General features: G+C 66.4%; 19 protein-coding genes. 10 read left to right on the top strand and 9 right to left on the bottom strand.

The genetic code is table 11. The features are described from left to right. Positions 1 to 18: 18 nt before the first annotated feature. On the bottom strand, positions 19 to 636 hold the full coding sequence (locus IB273_RS25270; RefSeq protein WP_192209998.1) for a LysE family translocator: 618 nt from the start codon (positions 634 to 636) through the stop codon (positions 19 to 21). A gap of 164 nt (positions 637 to 800) precedes the next feature. On the opposite strand from IB273_RS25270, the gene IB273_RS25265 reads away from it, so the two are divergent. The 3 genes from IB273_RS25265 to IB273_RS25255 all read left to right on the top strand — a co-directional run bounded on the left by IB273_RS25265 (position 801) and on the right by IB273_RS25255 (position 3,514). Further along, the gene (locus IB273_RS25265; RefSeq protein ID WP_192225288.1) at positions 801 to 1,253 is read left to right on the top strand and encodes an Lrp/AsnC family transcriptional regulator; all 453 of its coding nucleotides are present in this window, start codon (positions 801 to 803) and stop codon (positions 1,251 to 1,253) included. A 270-nt stretch (positions 1,254 to 1,523) separates the two neighbouring features. Then, positions 1,524 to 1,994, top strand: a complete 471-nt coding sequence (locus IB273_RS25260) for a hypothetical protein (protein ID WP_081515723.1) — start codon at positions 1,524 to 1,526, stop codon at positions 1,992 to 1,994. A gap of 65 nt (positions 1,995 to 2,059) precedes the next feature. Then, on the top strand, positions 2,060 to 3,514 hold the full coding sequence (locus IB273_RS25255; protein WP_192225287.1) for an alpha/beta hydrolase: 1,455 nt from the start codon (positions 2,060 to 2,062) through the stop codon (positions 3,512 to 3,514). A gap of 126 nt (positions 3,515 to 3,640) precedes the next feature. On the opposite strand, the gene selB is transcribed toward IB273_RS25255, so the two are convergent. From selB to IB273_RS25220, 7 genes are all read right to left on the bottom strand, one after another. Next, the gene (gene selB, locus IB273_RS25250) at positions 3,641 to 5,563 is read right to left on the bottom strand and encodes a selenocysteine-specific translation elongation factor (RefSeq protein ID WP_192225286.1); all 1,923 of its coding nucleotides are present in this window, start codon (positions 5,561 to 5,563) and stop codon (positions 3,641 to 3,643) included. After that, positions 5,560 to 6,966, bottom strand: coding sequence for an L-seryl-tRNA(Sec) selenium transferase (gene selA / locus IB273_RS25245; protein ID WP_192225285.1), 1,407 nt, complete (start codon positions 6,964 to 6,966; stop codon positions 5,560 to 5,562). Before selA ends, selB begins: the two co-directional genes overlap by 4 nt. Positions 6,967 to 7,153: 187 nt before the next feature. Continuing rightward, the gene (gene fdhE, locus IB273_RS25240) at positions 7,154 to 8,086 is read right to left on the bottom strand and encodes a formate dehydrogenase accessory protein FdhE (protein ID WP_192225284.1); all 933 of its coding nucleotides are present in this window, start codon (positions 8,084 to 8,086) and stop codon (positions 7,154 to 7,156) included. Positions 8,087 to 8,211: 125 nt separating this feature from the next. Beyond that, complete coding sequence (locus IB273_RS25235) at positions 8,212 to 8,838, bottom strand: formate dehydrogenase subunit gamma (protein ID WP_081515662.1); 627 nt, start codon at positions 8,836 to 8,838, stop codon at positions 8,212 to 8,214. Positions 8,839 to 8,895: 57 nt separating this feature from the next. Further along, positions 8,896 to 9,828, bottom strand: a complete 933-nt coding sequence (gene fdxH / locus IB273_RS25230; protein WP_081515660.1) for a formate dehydrogenase subunit beta — start codon at positions 9,826 to 9,828, stop codon at positions 8,896 to 8,898. 8 nt (positions 9,829 to 9,836) lie between these two features. Beyond that, on the bottom strand, positions 9,837 to 12,914 hold the full coding sequence (gene fdnG, locus IB273_RS25225) for a formate dehydrogenase-N subunit alpha (protein ID WP_139791455.1): 3,078 nt from the start codon (positions 12,912 to 12,914) through the stop codon (positions 9,837 to 9,839). A gap of 153 nt (positions 12,915 to 13,067) precedes the next feature. Next, on the bottom strand, positions 13,068 to 13,256 hold the full coding sequence (locus IB273_RS25220; protein ID WP_081515654.1) for a hypothetical protein: 189 nt from the start codon (positions 13,254 to 13,256) through the stop codon (positions 13,068 to 13,070). 191 nt (positions 13,257 to 13,447) lie between these two features. Between IB273_RS25220 and IB273_RS25215 the strand changes: the two genes are divergently transcribed. The 3 genes from IB273_RS25215 to IB273_RS25205 all read left to right on the top strand — a co-directional run bounded on the left by IB273_RS25215 (position 13,448) and on the right by IB273_RS25205 (position 16,230). Beyond that, on the top strand, positions 13,448 to 15,472 hold the full coding sequence (locus tag IB273_RS25215) for an NADPH-dependent 2,4-dienoyl-CoA reductase (protein ID WP_192225283.1): 2,025 nt from the start codon (positions 13,448 to 13,450) through the stop codon (positions 15,470 to 15,472). A 177-nt stretch (positions 15,473 to 15,649) separates the two neighbouring features. Next, positions 15,650 to 15,928 (top strand): type II toxin-antitoxin system RelE/ParE family toxin, encoded by a 279-nt coding sequence (locus IB273_RS25210; protein ID WP_081515650.1) that lies wholly within the window; start codon positions 15,650 to 15,652, stop codon positions 15,926 to 15,928. Positions 15,929 to 15,942: 14 nt separating this feature from the next. Next, the gene (locus tag IB273_RS25205; protein WP_081515648.1) at positions 15,943 to 16,230 is read left to right on the top strand and encodes a HigA family addiction module antitoxin; all 288 of its coding nucleotides are present in this window, start codon (positions 15,943 to 15,945) and stop codon (positions 16,228 to 16,230) included. A 10-nt stretch (positions 16,231 to 16,240) separates the two neighbouring features. Here IB273_RS25205 and IB273_RS25200 read toward each other — a convergent pair whose 3' ends face one another. Next, positions 16,241 to 16,642 carry an SRPBCC family protein gene (locus IB273_RS25200; RefSeq protein WP_192225282.1) on the bottom strand — a complete coding sequence of 134 codons (402 nt, stop codon included), beginning with the start codon at positions 16,640 to 16,642 and terminating at the stop codon, positions 16,241 to 16,243. Between the two features lie 126 nt (positions 16,643 to 16,768). Here IB273_RS25200 and IB273_RS25195 point away from each other — a divergent pair, with 126 nt between their 5' ends. The 4 genes from IB273_RS25195 (at position 16,769) to IB273_RS25180 (ending at position 19,715) form a co-directional block, all read left to right on the top strand. Further along, positions 16,769 to 17,218, top strand: a complete 450-nt coding sequence (locus IB273_RS25195) for a DMT family transporter (protein ID WP_081515646.1) — start codon at positions 16,769 to 16,771, stop codon at positions 17,216 to 17,218. A gap of 50 nt (positions 17,219 to 17,268) precedes the next feature. Beyond that, entirely contained in the window at positions 17,269 to 17,808 is a 540-nt protein-coding gene (gene idi, locus IB273_RS25190) for an isopentenyl-diphosphate Delta-isomerase (RefSeq protein ID WP_081515644.1), read from the top strand. A gap of 90 nt (positions 17,809 to 17,898) precedes the next feature. Continuing rightward, a complete protein-coding gene (locus IB273_RS25185) occupies positions 17,899 to 18,300 on the top strand; it encodes a YkgJ family cysteine cluster protein (protein WP_081515642.1) in 402 nt (133 codons plus the stop codon). A 65-nt stretch (positions 18,301 to 18,365) separates the two neighbouring features. Continuing rightward, positions 18,366 to 19,715, top strand: a complete 1,350-nt coding sequence (locus tag IB273_RS25180; RefSeq protein ID WP_192225281.1) for an MATE family efflux transporter — start codon at positions 18,366 to 18,368, stop codon at positions 19,713 to 19,715.

Here is a 19,715-nt window from a genome sequence, read left to right as displayed (position 1 = left end):
ACTCGCTTGGGGTTCCATTCAGGGGCTGGCCTGCTCGAAAAGCAGGACGGCCGCGATGATGATCATCGCGACTCCAGAGAAGCGGCTGACGAATCGAGCGGCAATCGGCCGAGTTTTAAGCACGGCCTGGGCGCTGAAGCCCACGGCAAGGTAAATCGTCGTGCAGCTCACGATATGCACTGCCCCAAGGACGAGTATCTGCAGTGACACTGGCCAGCCACCTTGGGGATCGGTGAATTGAGGCATCAACGCCAAAAACAGGAGAAAGAGCTTCGGATTGAGGCCGCTGATGCCAAACCCCTTGAAGGCCCAACTCGTCCAGGAGTCCTCCTGATCGATAGAGTCTGACTGCGGAACCGGAGGGTGTCGCACCATGTTGAAGCCCAGCCATAGAAGGTAGGCAGCGCCGACCATGGTGATGGCGGAGAGCGTTCCTGGGCTGCGCGACAGTAACCCGCCAACGCCGGCAGCAACGACAAGCGTCGCTGCAAAATGGCCCGACAAGAGCCCCGTTGCGGCGGCCATGACTCTGCGGCCACGCATTCCGGCAGAGATCATGTAGGCCCAGTCCATTCCTGGGGTGATCACAAACAGGAATGACACTGCCCAGAAGGCTGCCAGCAAGCTAAGGCTCACGATTGCCGACCTGTGGGCAGATTGTCGGAGGTCAGGTGTTGCATAGCGTCGTCTCTCGCCTTGAGGATATTCAGATCAGGGAGAGAGGAAGAATAGAGAGATGCTGGTAGAATTTTCTTTCGAATCTTCCAGCAACTAAGGTGAAATTAGGGAGCTTCTTCCAGGTGGATCGCATTGATCGCAAGATTCTTGCCGAGCTTCAAACAGATGGGCGGCTATCTGTAACTGAGCTTGCCGAACGAGTAGGGCTAAGCCTCTCTCCCTGCCATCGTCGATTGCGAGCCATGGAGGATGCCGGGGTTATCCAGGGCTACCGCGCGCATCTGGCACCGGATGCTCTTGGCCTGAACTTCTCAGCACTGGTATTCGTCACCATGCGCGAAGGCACCAGCCGTGCAGTCAGCGAGTTCGAGGCGGCGGTTCAGGGAATTCCCCAGGTGATTGAGGCGCAGAGACTGTTCGGTGATCCTGACTATCTTCTGCATGTGATCACTCGCGACCTGCCGGCCTTTCAGCAACTTTACGATCAGCAGTTGTCAGCCTTACCTAATGTCCAGCGTCTGACCTCCACGTTGGTGATGAAGCGCATCGTCACTGACCGGGTTTTGCCGTTGTAGATGTTCGTCCGCTATTGGCCGATTGCTGCCCCTGGCGGGGCATCTAGCGAACCCAAGCATGCGTGAGGTGTTTAGCCACGTATGCGAAAAGAGGACAGACTTATTTTCCACATGCCGCAGTGGGCACCGGGTCGCCCGATAACCCCCACGGAACCCGGCAATGACATTCTGGCCAATCAACATCAAAAGGCCACTTATTGGCCAGAAAAAGGCAGCGAACTGGCTGCCCGTGCTCTACCCTCGCTAGCAGTACCCAGGGAGCTCCACGGCATGAAGCCCACTCTACCCATCCTCGATATTTCCCCACGCCTGGGCATTGGCCCGGTCTGCCTTGGCGACACGCGGGCCATGGCGCGGGACGCACTGGCCGCCGTGGGTTTCCCGCTGGAATCGTCCAACGGGCAGACGGATTACTTCTGCCAGGCGGCGATCCAGACCGAGTGCGACGAGCAGGGATTCATCTGGTTCATCGGTCTGTCCCAGTGCGAGCACTACCTCGCGCGCTACCAGGGTGTGGATGTATTTGCGCTGGCGGCTGGCGAGCTGTTCTCGCTGATCGCTGCGGCGGACGACTCCGGCGCGCACGAATTCAACGACTGCGAGTACCTGTTTCCGGGGCAGATCATCACGCTGTGGGACGCAGACGAGCAGTACGACCGCCAGGGCAACGAGACACGCCCGGTCTGGGCTCAGGTCGGCATCGGCAACCCCGGTTACGTCGAGGCGGTCTCGGCCCTTTGACCCGTGAGCGGACTTTGTAGCGCCAGGGGCTCTATGCTTGTCCTGCACGCTGACAAGGGAACTCCATGCTGAACGCGAAACTCACCAGGGCGCTGCTCTGGCTGGTCATCCTCATCCTCGCCATCGCCGTGCTGGCGCTGGGACTGCGGGTCGCCGCGCTGCGCAACATCCCGCCGCTGGAGCCCTGGCACACCTGGGTGCCCGAGGACCTGCACAGCGACGCCATCGACCGCACCGACTGGGCCGGCTACCTGGCCGCCGAGGACAAGCTGATGCAGGCCATGCGCAAGGAGATGGCGGCCAGCCTGCAACCCTTCGAGCGCGTCGCCTACAACCGCTACTTCGACCAGAGCCAGGTCTACCCCGGCCACTTCGCCACCGACTGGAATCGCTCCTATGAGATGCGCCCTGCTGGCGAAGTGCGCGGCGCGGCGGTGCTGCTGCACGGGCTGACCGATTCGCCCTACAGCCTGCGCCACCTGGGCGAGCACCTGCGGCAGCAGGGTTTCGTGGTGATCGCGATCCGCATGCCGGGCCACGGCACCGTACCGGCCGGGCTCACCGACGCGGACTGGGAAGACTGGATGGCCGCCACCCGGCTGGCCGTGCGCGAGGCCTCTGCACAATTGCCCAAGGGCGCGCCGCTGCTGATGGTGGGCTTCTCCAATGGCGGCGCGCTGGCGATGAAGTACAGCCTGGATGCACTGGGCGACCCGAGCCTGGCGATGCCGAAACAGGTGGTGCTGATCTCGCCGATGATCGGCGTCACCCGCTATGCGCAGTTCGCCGGGTTGGCGGGCTTTCCCGCGTTGCTGCCGGCCTTCGCCAAGGCGGCCTGGTTGAGCGTGCTGCCGGAGTTCAACCCGTTCAAGTACAACTCCTTCCCCATCGCGGCGGCGCGCCAGACGGTGGAGCTGACCGACGCCGTGCAGGGCAGCCTGGAGAGCGCCAGCCGCAGCGGCAGCCTTGCACGCCTGCCGCCGATCCTCACCTTCCAGTCGCTTGCCGACAGCACCGTCAGCACCCCGGCGGTGATCAGCAACCTGTACGACCGGCTGCCGGACAACGGCAGCCAGCTGGTGCTGTTCGACCTCAATCGCTCGCTGAACTACGGCCCGCTGCTGCGCCCGGAAATGGCCACGCTCGGCGACCGCCTGCTACCCGAGCGTCAGCGCAACTATGACCTGACGGTGATCTCCAACAGCCCGCAGAGCAGCCAGACTAGCGCCCTGCACACGCCGGCCCACAGCCAGCGACAGGAGAGCCAGCCGCTGGCAGCCAGCTACCCGCCGGACCTGTTCTCACTCTCCCACGTGGCACTGCCCTTCCCGCCCGACGACGCACTCTACGGCCAGCATCCGGCGGCCGGCGAAGACTTCGGCATCCACCTGGGCACACTCACGCCGCGCGGTGAACGCGGCGTACTGATCGTCGGGCTGGACCTGTTCCAGCGGGTGACCTCCAACCCGTTCTACGACTACCTCGTGCAACGGGTCGATCGGGTGTTGCCGTCGCGCTAGCGCTTGCCCACGTCGAGCACGACGGCAATCAGGGTGACGGCGATGAACAGCAGAATCAGCCAGGAACTCATTGGACCCACTCCCCGGTAGTGAACAGGGCTATCGAGGGGCGTGGGGAGGGGGAGTTCAGAAAGTTTCTTCAACGGTCGACTGCGCCAACGCGGAATCCTCTCTGATCCGCCGCTCATTGCCAAAGCGGCGGGTGAAGCCGATGCGGTCGAAGTACTCCAGCAACTGGATGCAGCGCTTGCGGCCGATGCCGATGCGGTCGCGGAAGGCGGCGGCGCGGATGATGCCGGCTTCGTCACGCAGGTGCAGCGCGTGGCCGGCAAGCTGGCGGACGGTCTGCTCCGGGTAGAACAGGTCTTTCACCACCTGGTGCAGCTGGCCAAGGCGGCCGAGTTTGCGCAGCAGCAGGCGCACGTCGCCCTCTTCCGCCTTCAGTTCGCGGGCGAGGTCGCGTACCCAGGGCGGGTCGAAGGCGCCGGCCAGCAGCAAGGGCCAGAGGCGTTCGCGCAGTTGTTCGTCGGCTTCGCCCAGCCGCACGCGGTGGTCAGGCAGGTGCAGCCAGGGGCCGCTGCTGTCGACTTGCCCCGGCGCCAGCAGGCTTTCCAGCAGGGCGATGAACACCGGTCGCTCCAGCTGCGAGAAGGCATAGCGGCGCAGGCGGTCGCGGTCGGGGCCAAGCTCGTCGGGAGCTTCGGCGTGGAAGCGTTGCAGCGCATCGAGCAATTGCTGTTGCAGCGCAGACCAGCGTTCGGCGGAGAGCAGTCGCGCGCCGAGCCGGGTGTGGATTTCGACCGTTTCGCCGGGCAGCTGCCAGCCCTCGCGCGGGCGGTTGAACTGGCGCGCCAGCAGCGCGGGATCGAGGCCGTTGCTGGCGTGGGCCAGCAGGGTTGGCAAGGCGCTTTCCAGGCCTTCGCCCTGCAGGGCACGAAGTTGCTCCAGGCGCTCTGGGCTGCGCCGGTTGCGCGCGGGCGCGAAGGGGTCGAGCACGCGCCCGCCGCCGAGGGTGCGTTGCGCGGACTGGTCGCGCAGCACCAGGTGGTCGCCATGCACGGCATGGCTGGGCGCATTCAGCACCAGTTGCGCGAAGGCACGCTCGCCGGGTTGCAGGCGTTCGCCTTCGAGCAGTGCGACGCGGCCGGTGACATCCTGCGCGCCGAGGTGCACATGCACCGGCGTCCAGTGGGCGAAGGTGCGGGTTTCGCTGGGCAGCAGGTTCAGGTCGATATCGATGCGCGTGGTGGGCGCATGCAGTTCGCCGGCGATCAGCCAGTCGCCCCGGTGAATCTGTTCGAGGCTCAGGCGCTCGCCAGCGATGTTTACCGCCACGCGCTGGCCCGCGTGGGCCTGCTGCGCTTCGCGATTCTGTGCGTGCAAACCGCGCACGCGAGCGCGGCGGCCAGCGCTGCCCAGCAGCAATTCGTCGCCGACATTCACGGTGCCGGCAAAGGCTGTTCCGGTGACGACGACGCCGGCGCCGCTGACGCTGAAGGCGCGGTCCACGGCGAGACGGAAGCCACCGGTTGCGGTGCGCTCGCGGGTCTCGCGGGCGGCAGCGGCAAGAGCGCCACGCAATGCATCGACGCCCTCTCCGCTGACGCTGGACAGCGGGAAGATCGGCGCGCCGGCGAGCGGTCCTGATGCCAACAGTTCGCGCACTTGCGCGGCAGCCTGTGCTACCCGTTCGCCCGAGACGCGGTCGGCCTTGGTCAGCGCGACCATGGCGCGACGGATGCCGAGCAGCTGGACGATGGCGAGGTGTTCGCGGGTCTGCGGCATCACGCCGTCGTCGGCGGCCACCACCAGTAGCACCAGGTCGATGCCGCTGGCGCCGGCGAGCATGTTGTGGACGAAGCGCTCGTGGCCCGGCACGTCGATGAAACCAGTGAGCGCGCCGTCGCCAAGGTCGGAATAGACGTAGCCGAGGTCGATGGTGATGCCGCGCTCGCGCTCGGCCGGGCGGCGGTCGCCCTCGATGCCGGTGAGCGCGCGCAGCAGTGAGGTCTTGCCGTGGTCGATGTGGCCGGCGGTTCCGACTATCACGCCTCGTCCTCGGCCAGCAGCGGCAGTTGTGCGACGAAGCCGGGCTCGTCGTCGAGCTGGCGCAGGTCGAGCCAAAGCGCGTCGTCATCGATGCGACCGAGCACCGGAACCGGGAGGCAGCGCAGGCGCTCCTCCAGGTCCAGCAGCGCGCGACCGCGCTGGCGCTTGGGCTGGTTCGGGCGCAGGCACAGCGCGGCGCTGGGCAAGCGCGCGACCGGTTGGGCGCCGCTGCCGATCATGCCCAAGGCATCCACGGCACTGACGCTCCAGCGCTCGCCCAGCAGCGCTGCCAAAGCAGGCGCCAGGCGCTGGGCCTGGACGCGGATGTCGGCCTGCGGACGGCTGAGCAGGCGCAGGCTGGTGAGGCGTTCGGCGAGGCGGTCCGGATCGCGGTAGAGGTTGAGCACGGCCTCCAACGCGGCGAGGGTCAGCTTGTCCACGCGCAGGGCGCGCTTGAGCGGGTTCTTCTTGATCCGCCCGATCAGTTCCTTGCTGCCGAGGATCAGCCCGGCCTGCGGGCCGCCGAGCAGTTTGTCGCCGCTGAAGGTGACGATGTCGGCGCCGTCGCGCAGGGCTTCCTGCACGGTGGGCTCCTTGGGCAGGCCCCAGCGGGTGAGGTCGACCAGGGTGCCGCTGCCCAGGTCCTCCAGCAGCGGCAGGCCGTGGGCGTGGGCGATCTGCGCCAGCTGCGGGGTGGCGACGCTGGCGGTGAAGCCCTGCACGCTGTAGTTGCTGGTATGCACGCGCATCAGCAGGCCGGAGCGCGGGCCGATCACGGCTTCGTAGTCCTTGGCGTGGGTGCGGTTGGTGGTGCCGACCTCGACCAGCTTCACGCCGGCGCGGGACATGATGTCGGGGATGCGGAAGGCGCCGCCGATCTCGATCAGTTCGCCGCGGGAGATGATGCCTTCCTTGCGCGCGCCCAGGCTGTTGAGCGCCAGCAGCACGGCGGCGGCGTTGTTGTTGACCACGGTGACGGCTTCGGCGCCGGTCAGCTCGCGGATCAGCCCGGTGATGAGGTCGTCGCGGTCGCCGCGCTTGCCGGTGGCCAGGTCGAACTCGAGGTTGAGCGGGTAGCGCGCAGCCAGCGTGATCGCTTCGATGGCTTCCTCGGGCAGCAAGGCGCGGCCGAGGTTGGTGTGCAGCACGGTGCCGGTGAGGTTGAACACCCGCCGCACGCGGCTGGCGTGGTGCGCGGCGAGGCGCTCGCCAGCGCGGCCGGCGAGCACCGACTCTTCCAGTTCGATGGCGGCCAGCTGGCCGTGACGGGCGGGATCGCGCAGTTCGTCGAGCAGGTCGCGCAGGGTCTTGAGCAGGGCCTCGCGGCCGTAGCGTTGCTGCAGCGGCTGGCAGGCCGGGCTGCGCAGCAGGCGGTCGATGGAGGGCAAACGTACCGAGGTCATGGACGAACCTTCTGCTAGGAACAATGTGCTGGAGGCGATGGCTGGAGTCAGTGTAGGAGACCAGGGTGGCAGCGGAAGTGCTGCATTCGTAGGGCGCATAACCGCTTGCGGTTATCCGCCGGCTGCATCGGCGCGAAGCCAACGGCGGATAACGCGTGCCGCGTTATGCGCCCTACGAAGGCCAGATTCAGCCGCCGCCACCGGGTGCGAGCAGGAGGTTCGGTGCGGTGCGCAGGTAGCCGTCCTCGGCGAGACGGATATCCAGCGCGAGGCTGGCCAGGTCGTCCGCCTGGGCCTCGGCGTGCTTGTCGTGCTGCAGGTAGAACTGCTTGAGGTAGGACTGGCAGCCGGGGCAGGTCTCGGCCTTGAGCGGCGCCTGGTCGCTGGCCACGCCTTCGCGCTGCAGCGAGTAGTAGGCCAGGCCCTTGCTCTCGGCGCAGTGGCTGCATTTCACGCGCACGTAGTGCCATTCGCAGGAGCACAGCGAGCAGGACAGGTAACGCAGCCCGGCATGCTTGCCCTGGCTGCGGACCATCCCCGCCACTGGCGGCGCGCCGCAGGCCGGGCAGAGGGTCTGGCTGTCGGTTTCCGCCAGGGTGTCGTCGGGCAGTTGCAGCAGCCACTGGCTGAAGGCGACCTGCAGCACGGCACCGAGGAAAGGCACCAGCGCCGGCGGCAACAGGTCGAACTGGCCGTTGAGCAGGCCCAGTGCCCAGGCCTTGCGCTGGCCGGAATCGGCGCTGCGCAGGACCTTCAGTGCCTCGAACACGGCCGGGTTGGCGGTGGCTTCATAGGCGTCGAGGAAGGCGTCCAGCAATGGCAGCCACGCGCCTTCGCGCACCAGCACTTCGTAGGCCAGCGGCGGCATGCGGTGCTCGCGGCTGCGGGCCAGCGCGGCGGCGTCCGGCGATTGCAGGAACAGCTTGCGGTCGAGCAGCGCCTGCTGGGCTTCGCAGACGCCGGCGATCAGTTCGAGGTAGCCCTGCAGGGGATTGCCCGGTGCCAGTTCACGCAGGCGCGCGGCGCGGCGGGAGAACAGATCGGGGGACGGCAGGTTGAACAGCGGGGGGATGTTGGCGGCAGCTTCGATCTGCCCGGGTTCGAGAATTCGGCCTGACACGCAGGACTCCTTGTTGATGGAGGTTCGAGGCCTTGAGAGCCCCTCACCCTAGCCCTCTCCCAGAGGGAGAGGGAACTGTCCGTGCCGGCTGGCAGGTCAGTGCGAGCCGGCGATTACGTCGGGCGTCAGTGCCCCTTGCCCTTGTCCACGTCCTTGAGCCAGGCCGCATGGTGCTTGCGCGCCCAGCCGCGGCTGACCCAGCCGTAGAGCATGGCGCCCATCGAGCCCTTCACCCAGATGCCGGCGTAGATGTGCACCAGGATGCTGCAGATGAGCACGAAAGCGGCAAAGGCATGCAGCAGCGAAGCGATGCGGATGATGTCGATGCCGAAGAAGTGGCTGAAGTAGGCACGCCACATCACGAAACCGGTCACCAGCAGCACCAGCATGCACAGCAGCAGGGTCCAGAACAGCAGCTTCTGCCCGGCGTTGTAGCGGCCGACTTCCGGGAGGTTTTCCTCGCGGTTGGTGACCACGTCTTTCCATTGCTTGAGCCACTGCACGTCGCGCTTCTCCACCAGGTTGTGGTGGGCGAAGCGGATCACCAGGCCGAGGAAGAACAGGAACATCGCCACCCCGAGGAAGGGGTGGAGGATGCGCGTCCACGGCCCGCCGCCAAACAGGTTGGTCAGCCAGAACATGGCCGGGTGGAACAGCGCCAGCCCCGAGAGGCCGGCGAGGAAGAACAGAATGGCCACCATCCAGTGGTTGCTCCGTTCGTTGGCGTTGTAGCGCTGGATATCTTTTTTCATGTCGTCGGGCTCCTTGCTGCCCTTTTCCGCCCTCCCCGCGAGGAGGGCGGAAGTCAGTCAGCGGGGATCACGCGGATCGTAGCCATGCACCGAAGGGTCAACCTTGTGCACCGGCGCCTGCGGGTCTGGTCCGTCTTCCTCGTCCTCTTCGACCCGGTTGGGGCCGATGCGGGTGTAGTGGAAGAACCCGGCCAGCACCACGCCCGCCATGGCCAGCAGGCCCAGCGGTTTGGTGAGGCCTTTCCACAGGCTGACCATCGGGCTGATGGCCGGCTTGTCGGGCAGGCCGGCGTACAGCGAGGGCTGGTCGTTGTGGTGCAGCACGTACATGACGTGGGTGCCGCCCACACCTTGCGGGTCATACAGGCCGGCGTTCTCGAAGCCGCGGGACTTCAGGTCCTCGATGCGCTCGGCGGCGTGTTCCTTCATGTCCTCCTTGGTGCCGAAGACGATGGCGCCGGTCGGGCAGGTCTTCACGCAGGCCGGCTCCATGCCCACCGCCACGCGGTCGGAACACAGGGTGCACTTGTATGCCTTGTGGTCCTTCTGCGAGATGCGCGGGATGTTGAACGGGCAGCCGGTGATGCAGTAGCCGCAACCGATGCAGTGGTCCTGGTTGAAGTCGACGATGCCGTTGGCGTACTTCACGATCGCGCCGGGGCTCGGGCAGGCCTTCAGGCAGCCGGGCTCCTCGCAGTGCATGCAGCCGTCCTTGCGGATCAGCCACTCCAGGTTGCCGGCCGGGTTCTCATGCTCGGTGAAGCGCATGACCGTCCAGGACTGGTCCGTGAGGTCGATCGGGTTGTCGTAGGTGCCGTGGTTGTGGCCCACCTCGTCGCGCAGCTCGTTCCATTCCGAGCAGGCGACCTGGCAGGCCTTGCAGCCGATGCACTTGGACACGTCGATCAGCTTGGCCACTTCCTGCTCGTGCCGCACCGAGGGTGACGGCAAGGTCGTGGCGGAGCGGGCGTAGATGTCTTGACTACTCATGCTTCACCTCACGCCTTTTCCACGTTGACGAGGAAGGACTTGAACTCCGGCGTCTGCGTATTCCCGTCGCCCACGAAGGGGGTCAGGGTGTTGGTCAGGTAGCCGTTGCGCGCAACCCCGGAGAAGCCCCAGTGCAGGGGGATGCCCACGTGGTGCACGGTCTTGCCGTTGACCTGCAGCGGACGGATGCGCTTGGTCACCACCGCCACCGCCTTGATGAAGCCACGGTTGGAGGAGACCTTCACGCGGTCGCCGGCCTTGATCCCGAGCTCCTTGGCCAGCGCCTCGCCGATCTCGACGAACTGTTCCGGCTGGACGATGGCATTCAGACGGCAATGCTTGGTCCAGAAGTGGAAGTGCTCGGTGAGCCGGTAGGTGGTCGCGGCGTAGGGGAACTCGTCGGCCTTGCCGAACAGCTCCATGTCGTTCTTGAACACCCGCGCCGCCGGGCTGCTGATCGCCTGCGGGTTCTTGTGCAGCGGGTTGACGCCAATCGGCGTCTCGAACGGCTCGTAGTGCTCGGGGAACGGGCCCTCGGCCATCTTGTCGACGGCGAAGAAGCGCGCCACACCTTCGGGGTTCATGATGAACGGATTCATTCCCGCCTCCGGCGGTACGTCGGCCTTGTAGTCGGGCACGTCGGTGCCGCCCCAGGCCTTGCCGTTCCACCACACCAGGCGTTTCTTCACCGGGTCCCAGGGCTTGCCGCTGACGTCTGCGGAGGCGCGGTTGTAGAGGATCCGCCGGTTGGCCGGCCACGCCCAGGCCCAGCCCAGGGTCTGGCCCATGGCGTACGGGTCGCTGTTGTCGCGGCGGGCCATCTGGTTGCCCAGTTGCGTCCAGGAACCGGCGAAGATCCAGCAGCCGCTGGCGGTGCTGCCGTCGTCGCGCAGCAGCGCGAAGGCCGGTAGCTGCTCGCCGGCTTTCGCCAGGACCATGCCGTTGTTCGGGTCGACGAGATCCGCCAGTGCCTTGCCGTTGTACTCCTTGGCCACCTCTTCCGGGCTCGGTTCGTCCGGCCGCAGGTATGGCCAGTCCAGACCCAGGATCGGGTCGGGGAAGGCGCCGCCATCCTTGCGATAGGCTGCCTGCAGGCGATGCAGCAGGCCGCTCATGATGGCGATGTCGGTACGCGCTTCACCCGGCGGCTCGGCGCCCTTCCAGTGCCACTGCAGCCAGCGCCCGGAGTTGACGATGGAGCCGTCTTCCTCGGCGAAGCAGCTGGTGGGCAGGCGGAACACCGTGGTCTGGATGGCCTTGGTGTCGACGTCGTTGTGCTCGCCGGCATTGCGCCAGAACTCCGAGGTCTCGGTGGCCAGCGGGTCCATCACCACCATCCACTTCAGCTTGGCCAGCGCGGCGCTGACCTTGGCCTTGTTGGGGAAGGAGGCGATGGGGTTGAAGCCCTGGCAGAAGTAACCGTTGACCTTGCCCTGGTACATCATGTCGAAGTAGCGCAGCACGTCGTATCCGGCGCCGGGCATGTCCAGCTTCGGCAGCCAGTCGTAGCACCAGTTGTTCTCCTTGGTCGCGGCCTTGCCGAACCAGGATTTCATCAGGCTGACGTGGAACTTGGGATAGTTCTGCCAGTAGGACAACTGCCCCGGACGCAGCGGCTTGCTGGTGCGCTTGGTGATGAAGGCGTTGTAGTCCTGCTCCGCATCCATGCCCAGGGTCAGGTAGCCGGGCAGCGAGTTGGACAGCAGCCCCAGGTCGGTCAGGCCCTGGATGTTGGAGTGGCCGCGCAGGGCGTTCATGCCGCCGCCGGGCATGCCGATGTTGCCCAGCAGCAGCTGGACCATCGCGCCGGTACGGATCATCTGGGCGCCCACCGAGTGCTGGGTCCAGCCCAGGGCGTACATGATGGTCATGACCTTGGTCGGCGCCGCGGTGGTGGAAATCTCTTCCCACACCTTGAGCATCATGTCCTTGGGCGTGCCACAGATGTTGCTCACCACGTCCGGCGTATAGCGGCTGTAGTGCTGCTTCATCAGGTTGAACACGCAGCGCGGGTGCGTCAGGGTCGGGTCGACCTTGGCGAAACCATCCTCGCCCAGCTCGTACTGCCAGGAGGACTTGTCCGGGTAGGTGCGCTTCTCCGCGTCGTAGCCGTTGAACAGCCCGTCGTCGAAGCCGAAGCCTTCCTTCACGATGAAGGAGACGTCGGTGTAGTTGTGCACGTATTCCTTCTGGTACTTGTCGTTTTCCAGCAGGTAGTTGATCAGACCGCCGAGGAAGGCGATGTCCGTGCCGGTACGGATGGGCGCGTAGTAGTCGGCCACCGAAGCGGAACGGGTAAATCGCGGGTCGACCACCAGCAGGCGCGCCTTGTTGTGCGCCTTGGCTTCGGTCACCCACTTGAAGCCGCACGGGTGCGCTTCAGCGGCGTTTCCGCCCATGATCAGAATCAGATCGGCATTCTTGATGTCGGTCCAATGGTTGGTCATGGCTCCACGGCCAAACGTCGGGGCAAGACTTGCCACCGTCGGGCCGTGTCAGACACGCGCTTGGTTGTCGAACGCCAGTACGCCGAGAGAACGAACCACCTTGTGGGTGATGTAGCCCGCTTCGTTGGAAGACGCCGACGCGGCCAGGAAGCCGGTGGTCAGCCAGCGGTTCACCGTCTGGCCCTGGGCGTTCTTCTCGATGAAGTTGGCGTCGCGGTCTTCCTTCACCAGCTTGGCGATGCGGTCGAGCGCCTCGTCCCAGCCGATGCGCTTCCACTCGCTGGAGCCCGCCTCGCGGATTTCCGGATACTTCAGGCGGTTGGGGCTGTGGACGAAGTCCAGGAGGCCTGCGCCTTTGGGACAGAGCGTGCCGCGGTTGACCGGGTGATCGGAATCACCCTCGATGTGGATGATGTTCTGCGCGACGTTCTTGGCCGCGTCACCCTGGCTGTACAGCAGGATGCCGCAACCGACCGAGCAGTACGGGCAGGTGTTGCGGGTCTCTACGGTGCGCGCAAGCTTGAAGTGGCGGATCTGGTCGGCGAATGCATCCGGGGGTGCCATCCCGAGTGCCGCCAGGCTCGATCCTCCAAGGCCCACGGCGCAGACCTTGAAAAATTGCCGACGGTTCATATCCATCGTGCGTCTCCTGATCAGGCAGCGTACGTCCGGGACATGGCCGGACCCTTGCTGCTTAAAAGATAGCCAAGCAGGCGCAATGCGCCAGCTTTGAGCGGGGCAGACCATGCACGCCGTGGATTTGCGGCGCATTGACGCGCGTCAGTGCGTCACTCAGAACGCACTGCCGAGTACCCCCAAATGGGCAACGGGCGGGTAGGCACAGGAGATACTCTCACCGTCGGGGCGGCAGGCGGATTGCGCGCGATCCGGCTGGAGGGATTCGTGCAGCCCGAGCAGGGCCACGCCGATCAGGGCAGCGAGCAGGTAATGGCGCGCGTGTCTTGTTCTTATCGCTTTCATGACGACCTCCGTCACTTCAGCCTGCGATCGGGGCTTTGCAGCCCTGCCATGGGTTTGAGTCTGGAACCTGTGGCCAGTCTGTCAACCGAAGCGCTTGACCGAAATGCCCGAACGGTACGGCAGCCGGGCCGTTAACCAGCCCATCGCCGGCCCGTTAGGGTGGCAGGACCTGATTGCCCAAGAGCGCTTCCATGTCGTCCGCCGCCTCGCCCTACCCTCACCTGCTCGCCCCGCTCGACCTGGGCCCGATTCAACTGCGCAACCGCGTGGTGATGGGCTCGATGCACACCGGCCTGGAAGACCGCCTGTGGGACTTCGGCAAGCTTGCCGCCTATTACCGCGAGCGGGCGCGCGGCGGTGTCGGGCTGATCATCACCGGCGGCTTTGCGCCCAACCGCGAAGGCTGGCTGCTGCCGCTGGGCAGCAGCCTCACCAGCGGCCTGCAGGTGCCGGCGCACCGGCGCCTGACCCAGGCGGTGCACCGCGAGGGCGGGCGCATCCTGCTGCAGATCCTCCACGCCGGGCGCTACGGCTATCACCCGCTGGTGGTCTCGGCCTCGCCGGTGAAATCGCCGATCAGCTGGTTCGCCCCGCGCGAGCTGTCCGAGCGCGGCATCCTGCGCACCATCGCCGCCTTCGTGCGTTGCGCGAAGCTCGCCCACGCCGCCGGCTACGACGGCGTGGAGATCATGGGCAGCGAAGGCTACCTGCTGAACCAGTTCCTCTGCCCGCGCACCAACCAGCGCGAAGACCGCTGGGGCGGCGACCTGGGCAACCGCATGCGCCTGCCGCTGGAAATCGTCCGCCGCACCCGTCGTGCGCTGGGCGAGCGCTTCGTCATCAGCTACCGCCTGTCACTGCTCGACCTGGTGGAAGGCGGCAACACCTGGGACGAGGTACGCACTGTGGCACGAGCCCTCGAAGGCGCCGGCATCGACCTGCTGAATACCGGCGTCGGCTGGCACGAATCGCGGGTGCCGACCATCGTCACCTCGGTGCCGCGCGCGGCCTTCGCCGAGGTCACCGCGCGCCTGCGTCGCGAACTGCGCGTGCCGGTAATCGCCAGCAACCGCATCAACACGCCGGAAGTCGCCGAGCGTTTGCTCGCCGAAGGCCACGCCGACCTCGTTTCCATGGCCCGGCCGCTGCTGGCCGATCCGCAGTTCGTGGAAAAGGCCGCCGCCGGCCGCGCTACCTCGATTAACACCTGCATCGCCTGCAACCAGGCCTGCCTGGACCACGCCTTCGCCAACCGCCGCGCCAGCTGCCTGGTCAACCCGCGTGCGGCGTTCGAGACCGAACTGCGCTACCGCAAGGCGCGCGTCCACAAGCGCATTGCGGTTATCGGTGCCGGACCGGCCGGGCTGTCCGCCGCCTGCGTCGCCGCCGAACGCGGCCACCGGGTGACGCTGTTCGAAGCTGCCGGGGAGATCGGCGGGCAGTTCAACCTGGCCAAGCGCGTGCCGGGCAAGGAGGAATTCCACGAGACGCTGCGCTACTTCGCCGTACGCCTGGGCGAACTGGGCGTCGAGGTGCAGCTGGGCCGGCGCATCCGGCGCGGCGAACTGAGCGGCGAGTACGACGAGGTGATAGTCGCCACCGGCATCCAGCCGCGCACGCCGTCGATTCCGGGAATCGGCCACGCCAAGGTGCTCAGCTACCTCGATGTGCTGCGCGGCACTGCGGTGGGCGAGAAGGTCGCGCTGATCGGCGCCGGCGGCATCGGCTTCGACGTTGCCAGCTTCCTGCTGAGCGAACGCAACGGCCCGCAGCCGCTGGGCGAGTGGCTTGGCCAGTGGGGCATCGACCTGGACAACACCACCGGCGGCGGGCTGATCCCACCGGTCGCCGCCAACCCACACCGGCAGCTCTGGCTGCTGCAACGCAAGGCCGGCCAACCCGGCGCCGGGCTGGGCAAGACCAGCGGCTGGGTGCACCGCGCGCACCTCAAACATCACGGCGTGCGGATGATCGGTGGCGTGGAATATTTGCGCATCGACGACGGCGGGCTGCACCTGCGCATCGACGGCCAGGAGCAATGCCTGGCGGTGGACAACGTGGTGATCTGCGCCGGCCAGGAACCGCTGCTGGACCTGCAGCCGACGCTGGCGGCGCAGAACCTGCGCTACCACATCATCGGCGGCGCCAGCGTGGCGCGGGAACTCGATGCCAAGCGGGCGATCCGCGAGGGTGCTGAGCTGGCCGCACGCCTTTGACGGTTTCTGTAGGGGCTAGGGGGACGCCTAGTTCTTGCTCGCGAACCGCCCAGCGCCGCAACTGCCTGGAAACTGTTCGCGAGCCAGCTCGCTCCTACAAGCTGAACACTGTGCGGAGAACCTTCTGACAAGCGTCTCGGCTAGGGCGACTGTAATCTGTTAGATTACAGTCCGGCGATGATCAGAAGCTTCCGTCACAAGGGGCTGCGCGCCCTTTACCAGCAAGGTGATCCTCGTGGAGTGAGGGCCGATCACGTGCCCCGGCTCAAACGCATCCTTGCCGCGCTGGAAAGCGCCAACGGCCCGCGAGACATGGACCTGCCCGGTTACCGCCTGCACGGCCTGAAAGGTTCGCTGTCCGGCTGCTGGGCCGTCAGCGTCTCGGGCAACTGGCGCGTTACCTTCCGTTTCGTCGACAGCGACGTGGAGCTGCTGGACTATCTCGACTACCACTGACTGGAGCACCCAGCATGGCGATGCACAACCCGCCCCACCCCGGCGAAATCCTCCGTGAGGATGTACTACCGGAGCTTCGCCTTTCCGTGACTGCTCTGGCGACCCATCTCGGCGTAAGCCGCCCGCACCTGTCCAAAGTGCTCCACGGCCGAGCGCCCATCAGCGCGGACCTAGCCTGGCGCCTGGAGCAGGCCGGCCTGGGCACGGCCCGCCACTGGTTGGCGATGCAGGCGGCTTACGATCTGTGGCAGGTCAGTCAGCAGGCGCACCCGCCCATTGCCCGGCTGCAAGCGGTGGCATAAGTCCCACGAGTCACCCCTCCAGCAACACCTTGATCGCCTGCAGGTCACGCTCCACCCACTGCGCGTCGCGCTCGAAGGTGGCGTCGTCCATCTGTGGCTGGCGCAACAGCGTGAGTTGCAGCTCGCAGCCCTCGGCATTGGCGATCAGTCGCAACGGGATGTGGATGGCCGGCGCCTGCTCGGGCAGCACGTCATGGTCGAGCACGCCGAACGCGTTGCGCGGCGAGAAGCGCACGCGCAGGGGGCCCTGGGGTGTCTGCGCCAGCCAGAGATCACCTTCCAGCGGCTCGATGGAGCTGCACAAGCCTGAAGCCCAGTAAGGGAAGTTCGTCGGGTCGGCGAGGAACTCGTAGGCGGTGTCGCGCGGCCGCTCGATGCGGACGCTCAGCACGCGGGAAGCACGGGTGGCCATGGTCGGGACCTCCATCGGGGCGGGAGCGATGCTCCAGTCTGGTGCATACTACGCGGCTGACTATTCTCGATCGACCGCTGGCCAGCCCTTCGCTGCCCAGCTTTGCGACCCTTTCCGGAGTTTCCCATGCCTACGCCACCCTGGTGGTTGTTCGTCCTTCCGCTGATCGCCGGCGCCTGCCTGCCCCTTCAGGCCGGCATCAACGGCCAACTGGCCAAGCAGGTATCCAGCGTGCTGGCCGCCGCGCTGATTTCCTTCTTCGTCGGCATGCTCGGCCTGCTCGCGCTGACCCTGGCCAACCGCGAATTCCCCAGCCTCGCAGCGATGCGCGGGATGCCCTGGTGGCAGTGGTGCGGCGGCTTCCTGGGGATGTTCTTCATCTTCATCGCCGCCTTCGCCGCACCGCGCGTCGGCGCGCTGATGTTCATGGTGCTGGTGCTCGCCGGCCAGCTGGGCATGGCACTGGCGCTGGACCACTTCGGCTGGGCCGGTTTCAAGGAAGCGCCGGTGAGCACCCTGAAGATCGCCGGCATGGCCGCCATCGCGGTGGGCATCTGGATGATCCGCAAGGGCTGAAAACCATCCGTCTACTCTGAGCACGGATGGCTCGCCCGCAGGAGATTTCCATGACCGATATCCAGGTGATCCTGGTCGACGAACACGACAACCCGACCGGCACGATGGAAAAACACCAGGCCCATCATCTCGGGCTGCGCCACCGTGCCATTTCGGTCTACGTGTTCAACCGCGCCGGTGAACTGCTGCTGCAGCGCCGCGCGGCGGGCAAGTATCACTGTGGCGGACTGTGGAGCAATACCTGCTGCGGCCACCCTTACCCCGATGAGTCCGCGAAGCACGCCGCCGAACGCCGGCTGCGCGAGGAGATGGGCGTACAGGTCGAGCTGCGCAAGCTGTTCGAGTTCAGCTATCGCCTGGCGTTGGCCAACGGCATGACCGAGCACGAGTACGGCCACCTGTTCGGTGCCGTCGATGAGCAGCCACCGCACCCCGATCCACAGGAGGCCGACGACTTCCGCTACGTCGCCCTGCCCGATCTGGAAGCTGAGATGGCCGCGCACCCGGAGCGTTTCACGCCCTGGTTCCTCATCTGCTACCCGACCTTCAGGGACTATCTGCGCGATAACGGCGGAATCGACGCTCTGTAGAACGCCGCTCTGTTCGTCGAAAGGCCAAGCAAATCTGCGCGCCGACCACTATGATGCGCGCCTTCGCGCCACCGCTACCGACTTGCCGCCATGAGAAAACCACCGCTGATTGCCAACGCCGAACTGGACCGCCTGGAAACCTGGGCGAAGTACACCTCGGGCCTGTGCAAGGACTGCAACGCCACCTGCTGCACCATGCCGGCGGAAGTGAACGTCAACGACCTGATCCGGATCGGCGTGGTCGACGAATTCGAGCGCGACGAACCGGCGAAGAACATCGCCAAGCGACTGCTCAAGGAAGGCGTCGTCGAGCGTTTCAACCAGAAGAGCGGCATCTTCACCCTGACCCGCACCAGCAACGGCGACTGCTACTTCCTCGACCGCAAGACGCGCCTCTGCAGCGTCTACGCCAAGCGCCCGGACACCTGCCGCAACCACCCACAGGTCGGCCCGCGCCCCGGCTACTGCGCCTACCGCAAGAAGACGGCCTGATCACGGCCGGCTGAAAGCACGGGGCTCCCGGCTCGCTATACTGCGCGCCAGCTCAGGAGCCCCTCATGAATTCCCTGCTCGAAGCCTGGCGACATTCGCCGACCCACCGTCGTGTCTGGGCGCTCGCCGCGCCGATGATCCTCTCCAACGTTTCCGTGCCGCTGGTCACCCTGGTGGACAGCGCGGTCATCGGCCACCTGCCGCATGCGCACCAGTTGGGCGCCGTCGCGGTTGGCGGCGGGCTCTATACCCTGCTGGTCGGCGTGCTGGGCTTCCTGCGCATGGGTACCACCGGCTTCGCCGCCCAGGCGGCCGGGCGTGAAGACGGCGGAGCCTTGCGGCGGATTCTCGGCCAGGGCCTGCTGCTGGCGCTGGGCCTCGCGCTGCTGCTCAGCCTGCTGGCGGTGCCGCTGACCGGCCCCGCGCTTGCACTGATGCGCCCGTCCCCGGAGCTGGATGTGCTGGCCCGCGAGTTCTTCCACATCCGCCTGTTCGGCCTGCCGGCGGCGCTGGCCACCTATGCGCTGGTCGGCTGGTTCCTCGGCACGCAGAACGCCCGCGCACCGTTGGCGATCCTGCTGACCACCAACCTCATCAATATCGTCCTCAGCCTGTGGTTCGTGCTGGGCCTGGGCTGGGGCGTGGCCGGCGCGGCAAAGGCCGCGGTAACCGCGGAATGGGGCGGCGCGCTGCTCGGCCTGGCGCTGACCCGTGGCGCGCTCAGGCGCTTCCCCGGCCTGCCGGACTGGTCGCGCCTGCGCGCCTGGGCCAGCTGGCGGCCGCTGCTGATGGTCAACCGCGACATCTTCATCCGCAGCCTGGCGCTGCAGGGCGTGTTCTTCCTGCTCACGGTGCAGGGCACGCGCTTGGGCGACGCCACGGTGGCGGCCAACGCGCTGCTGCTCAACGGCCTGATGGTCACCGCCTACGCCCTCGACGGCCTCGCCCACGCCGTGGAGGCGCTGTGCGGCCATGCCATCGGCGGCCGCGACCGCACCGCGCTGCGCCGCTCGCTGGTGGTCGCCTGCGGCTGGTCGCTGATCGCCAGCCTGCTGTTCGTCGTCTTCTTCACCTTCTTCGGGCACCTGTTCATCGCCCTGCAGAGCGACATCCCGGAGGTGCGCGCCACCGCCGACCAGTACCTGCCCTACCTCGCCTGCCTGCCACTCATCGGCATGTGGAGCTACCTGCTCGACGGCCTGTTCATCGGCGCCACCCGTGCCCGCGAGATGCGCAACGCCATGCTGCTGGCCTGCGCCGCCAGTCTGCCGCTGGGATTCGCCCTGCAGGGCTGGGGAAATCACGGATTGTGGCTAACCTTCCTATGCTTCATGTTGCTGCGTGCGCTGGTCCTCGCCGGCTACGCGTGGAAGCTGACACGCCAAGATGCCTGGCAGGCGCCTGCCAGCCCCTGA

Source organism: Pseudomonas sp. PDM19 (assembly GCF_014852215.1).
Taxonomy (GTDB): Bacteria; Pseudomonadota; Gammaproteobacteria; order Pseudomonadales; family Pseudomonadaceae; genus Pseudomonas.
Note: the sequence above shows the minus strand (reverse complement) of the source record. Positions and strands in the feature narration are given on the sequence as shown.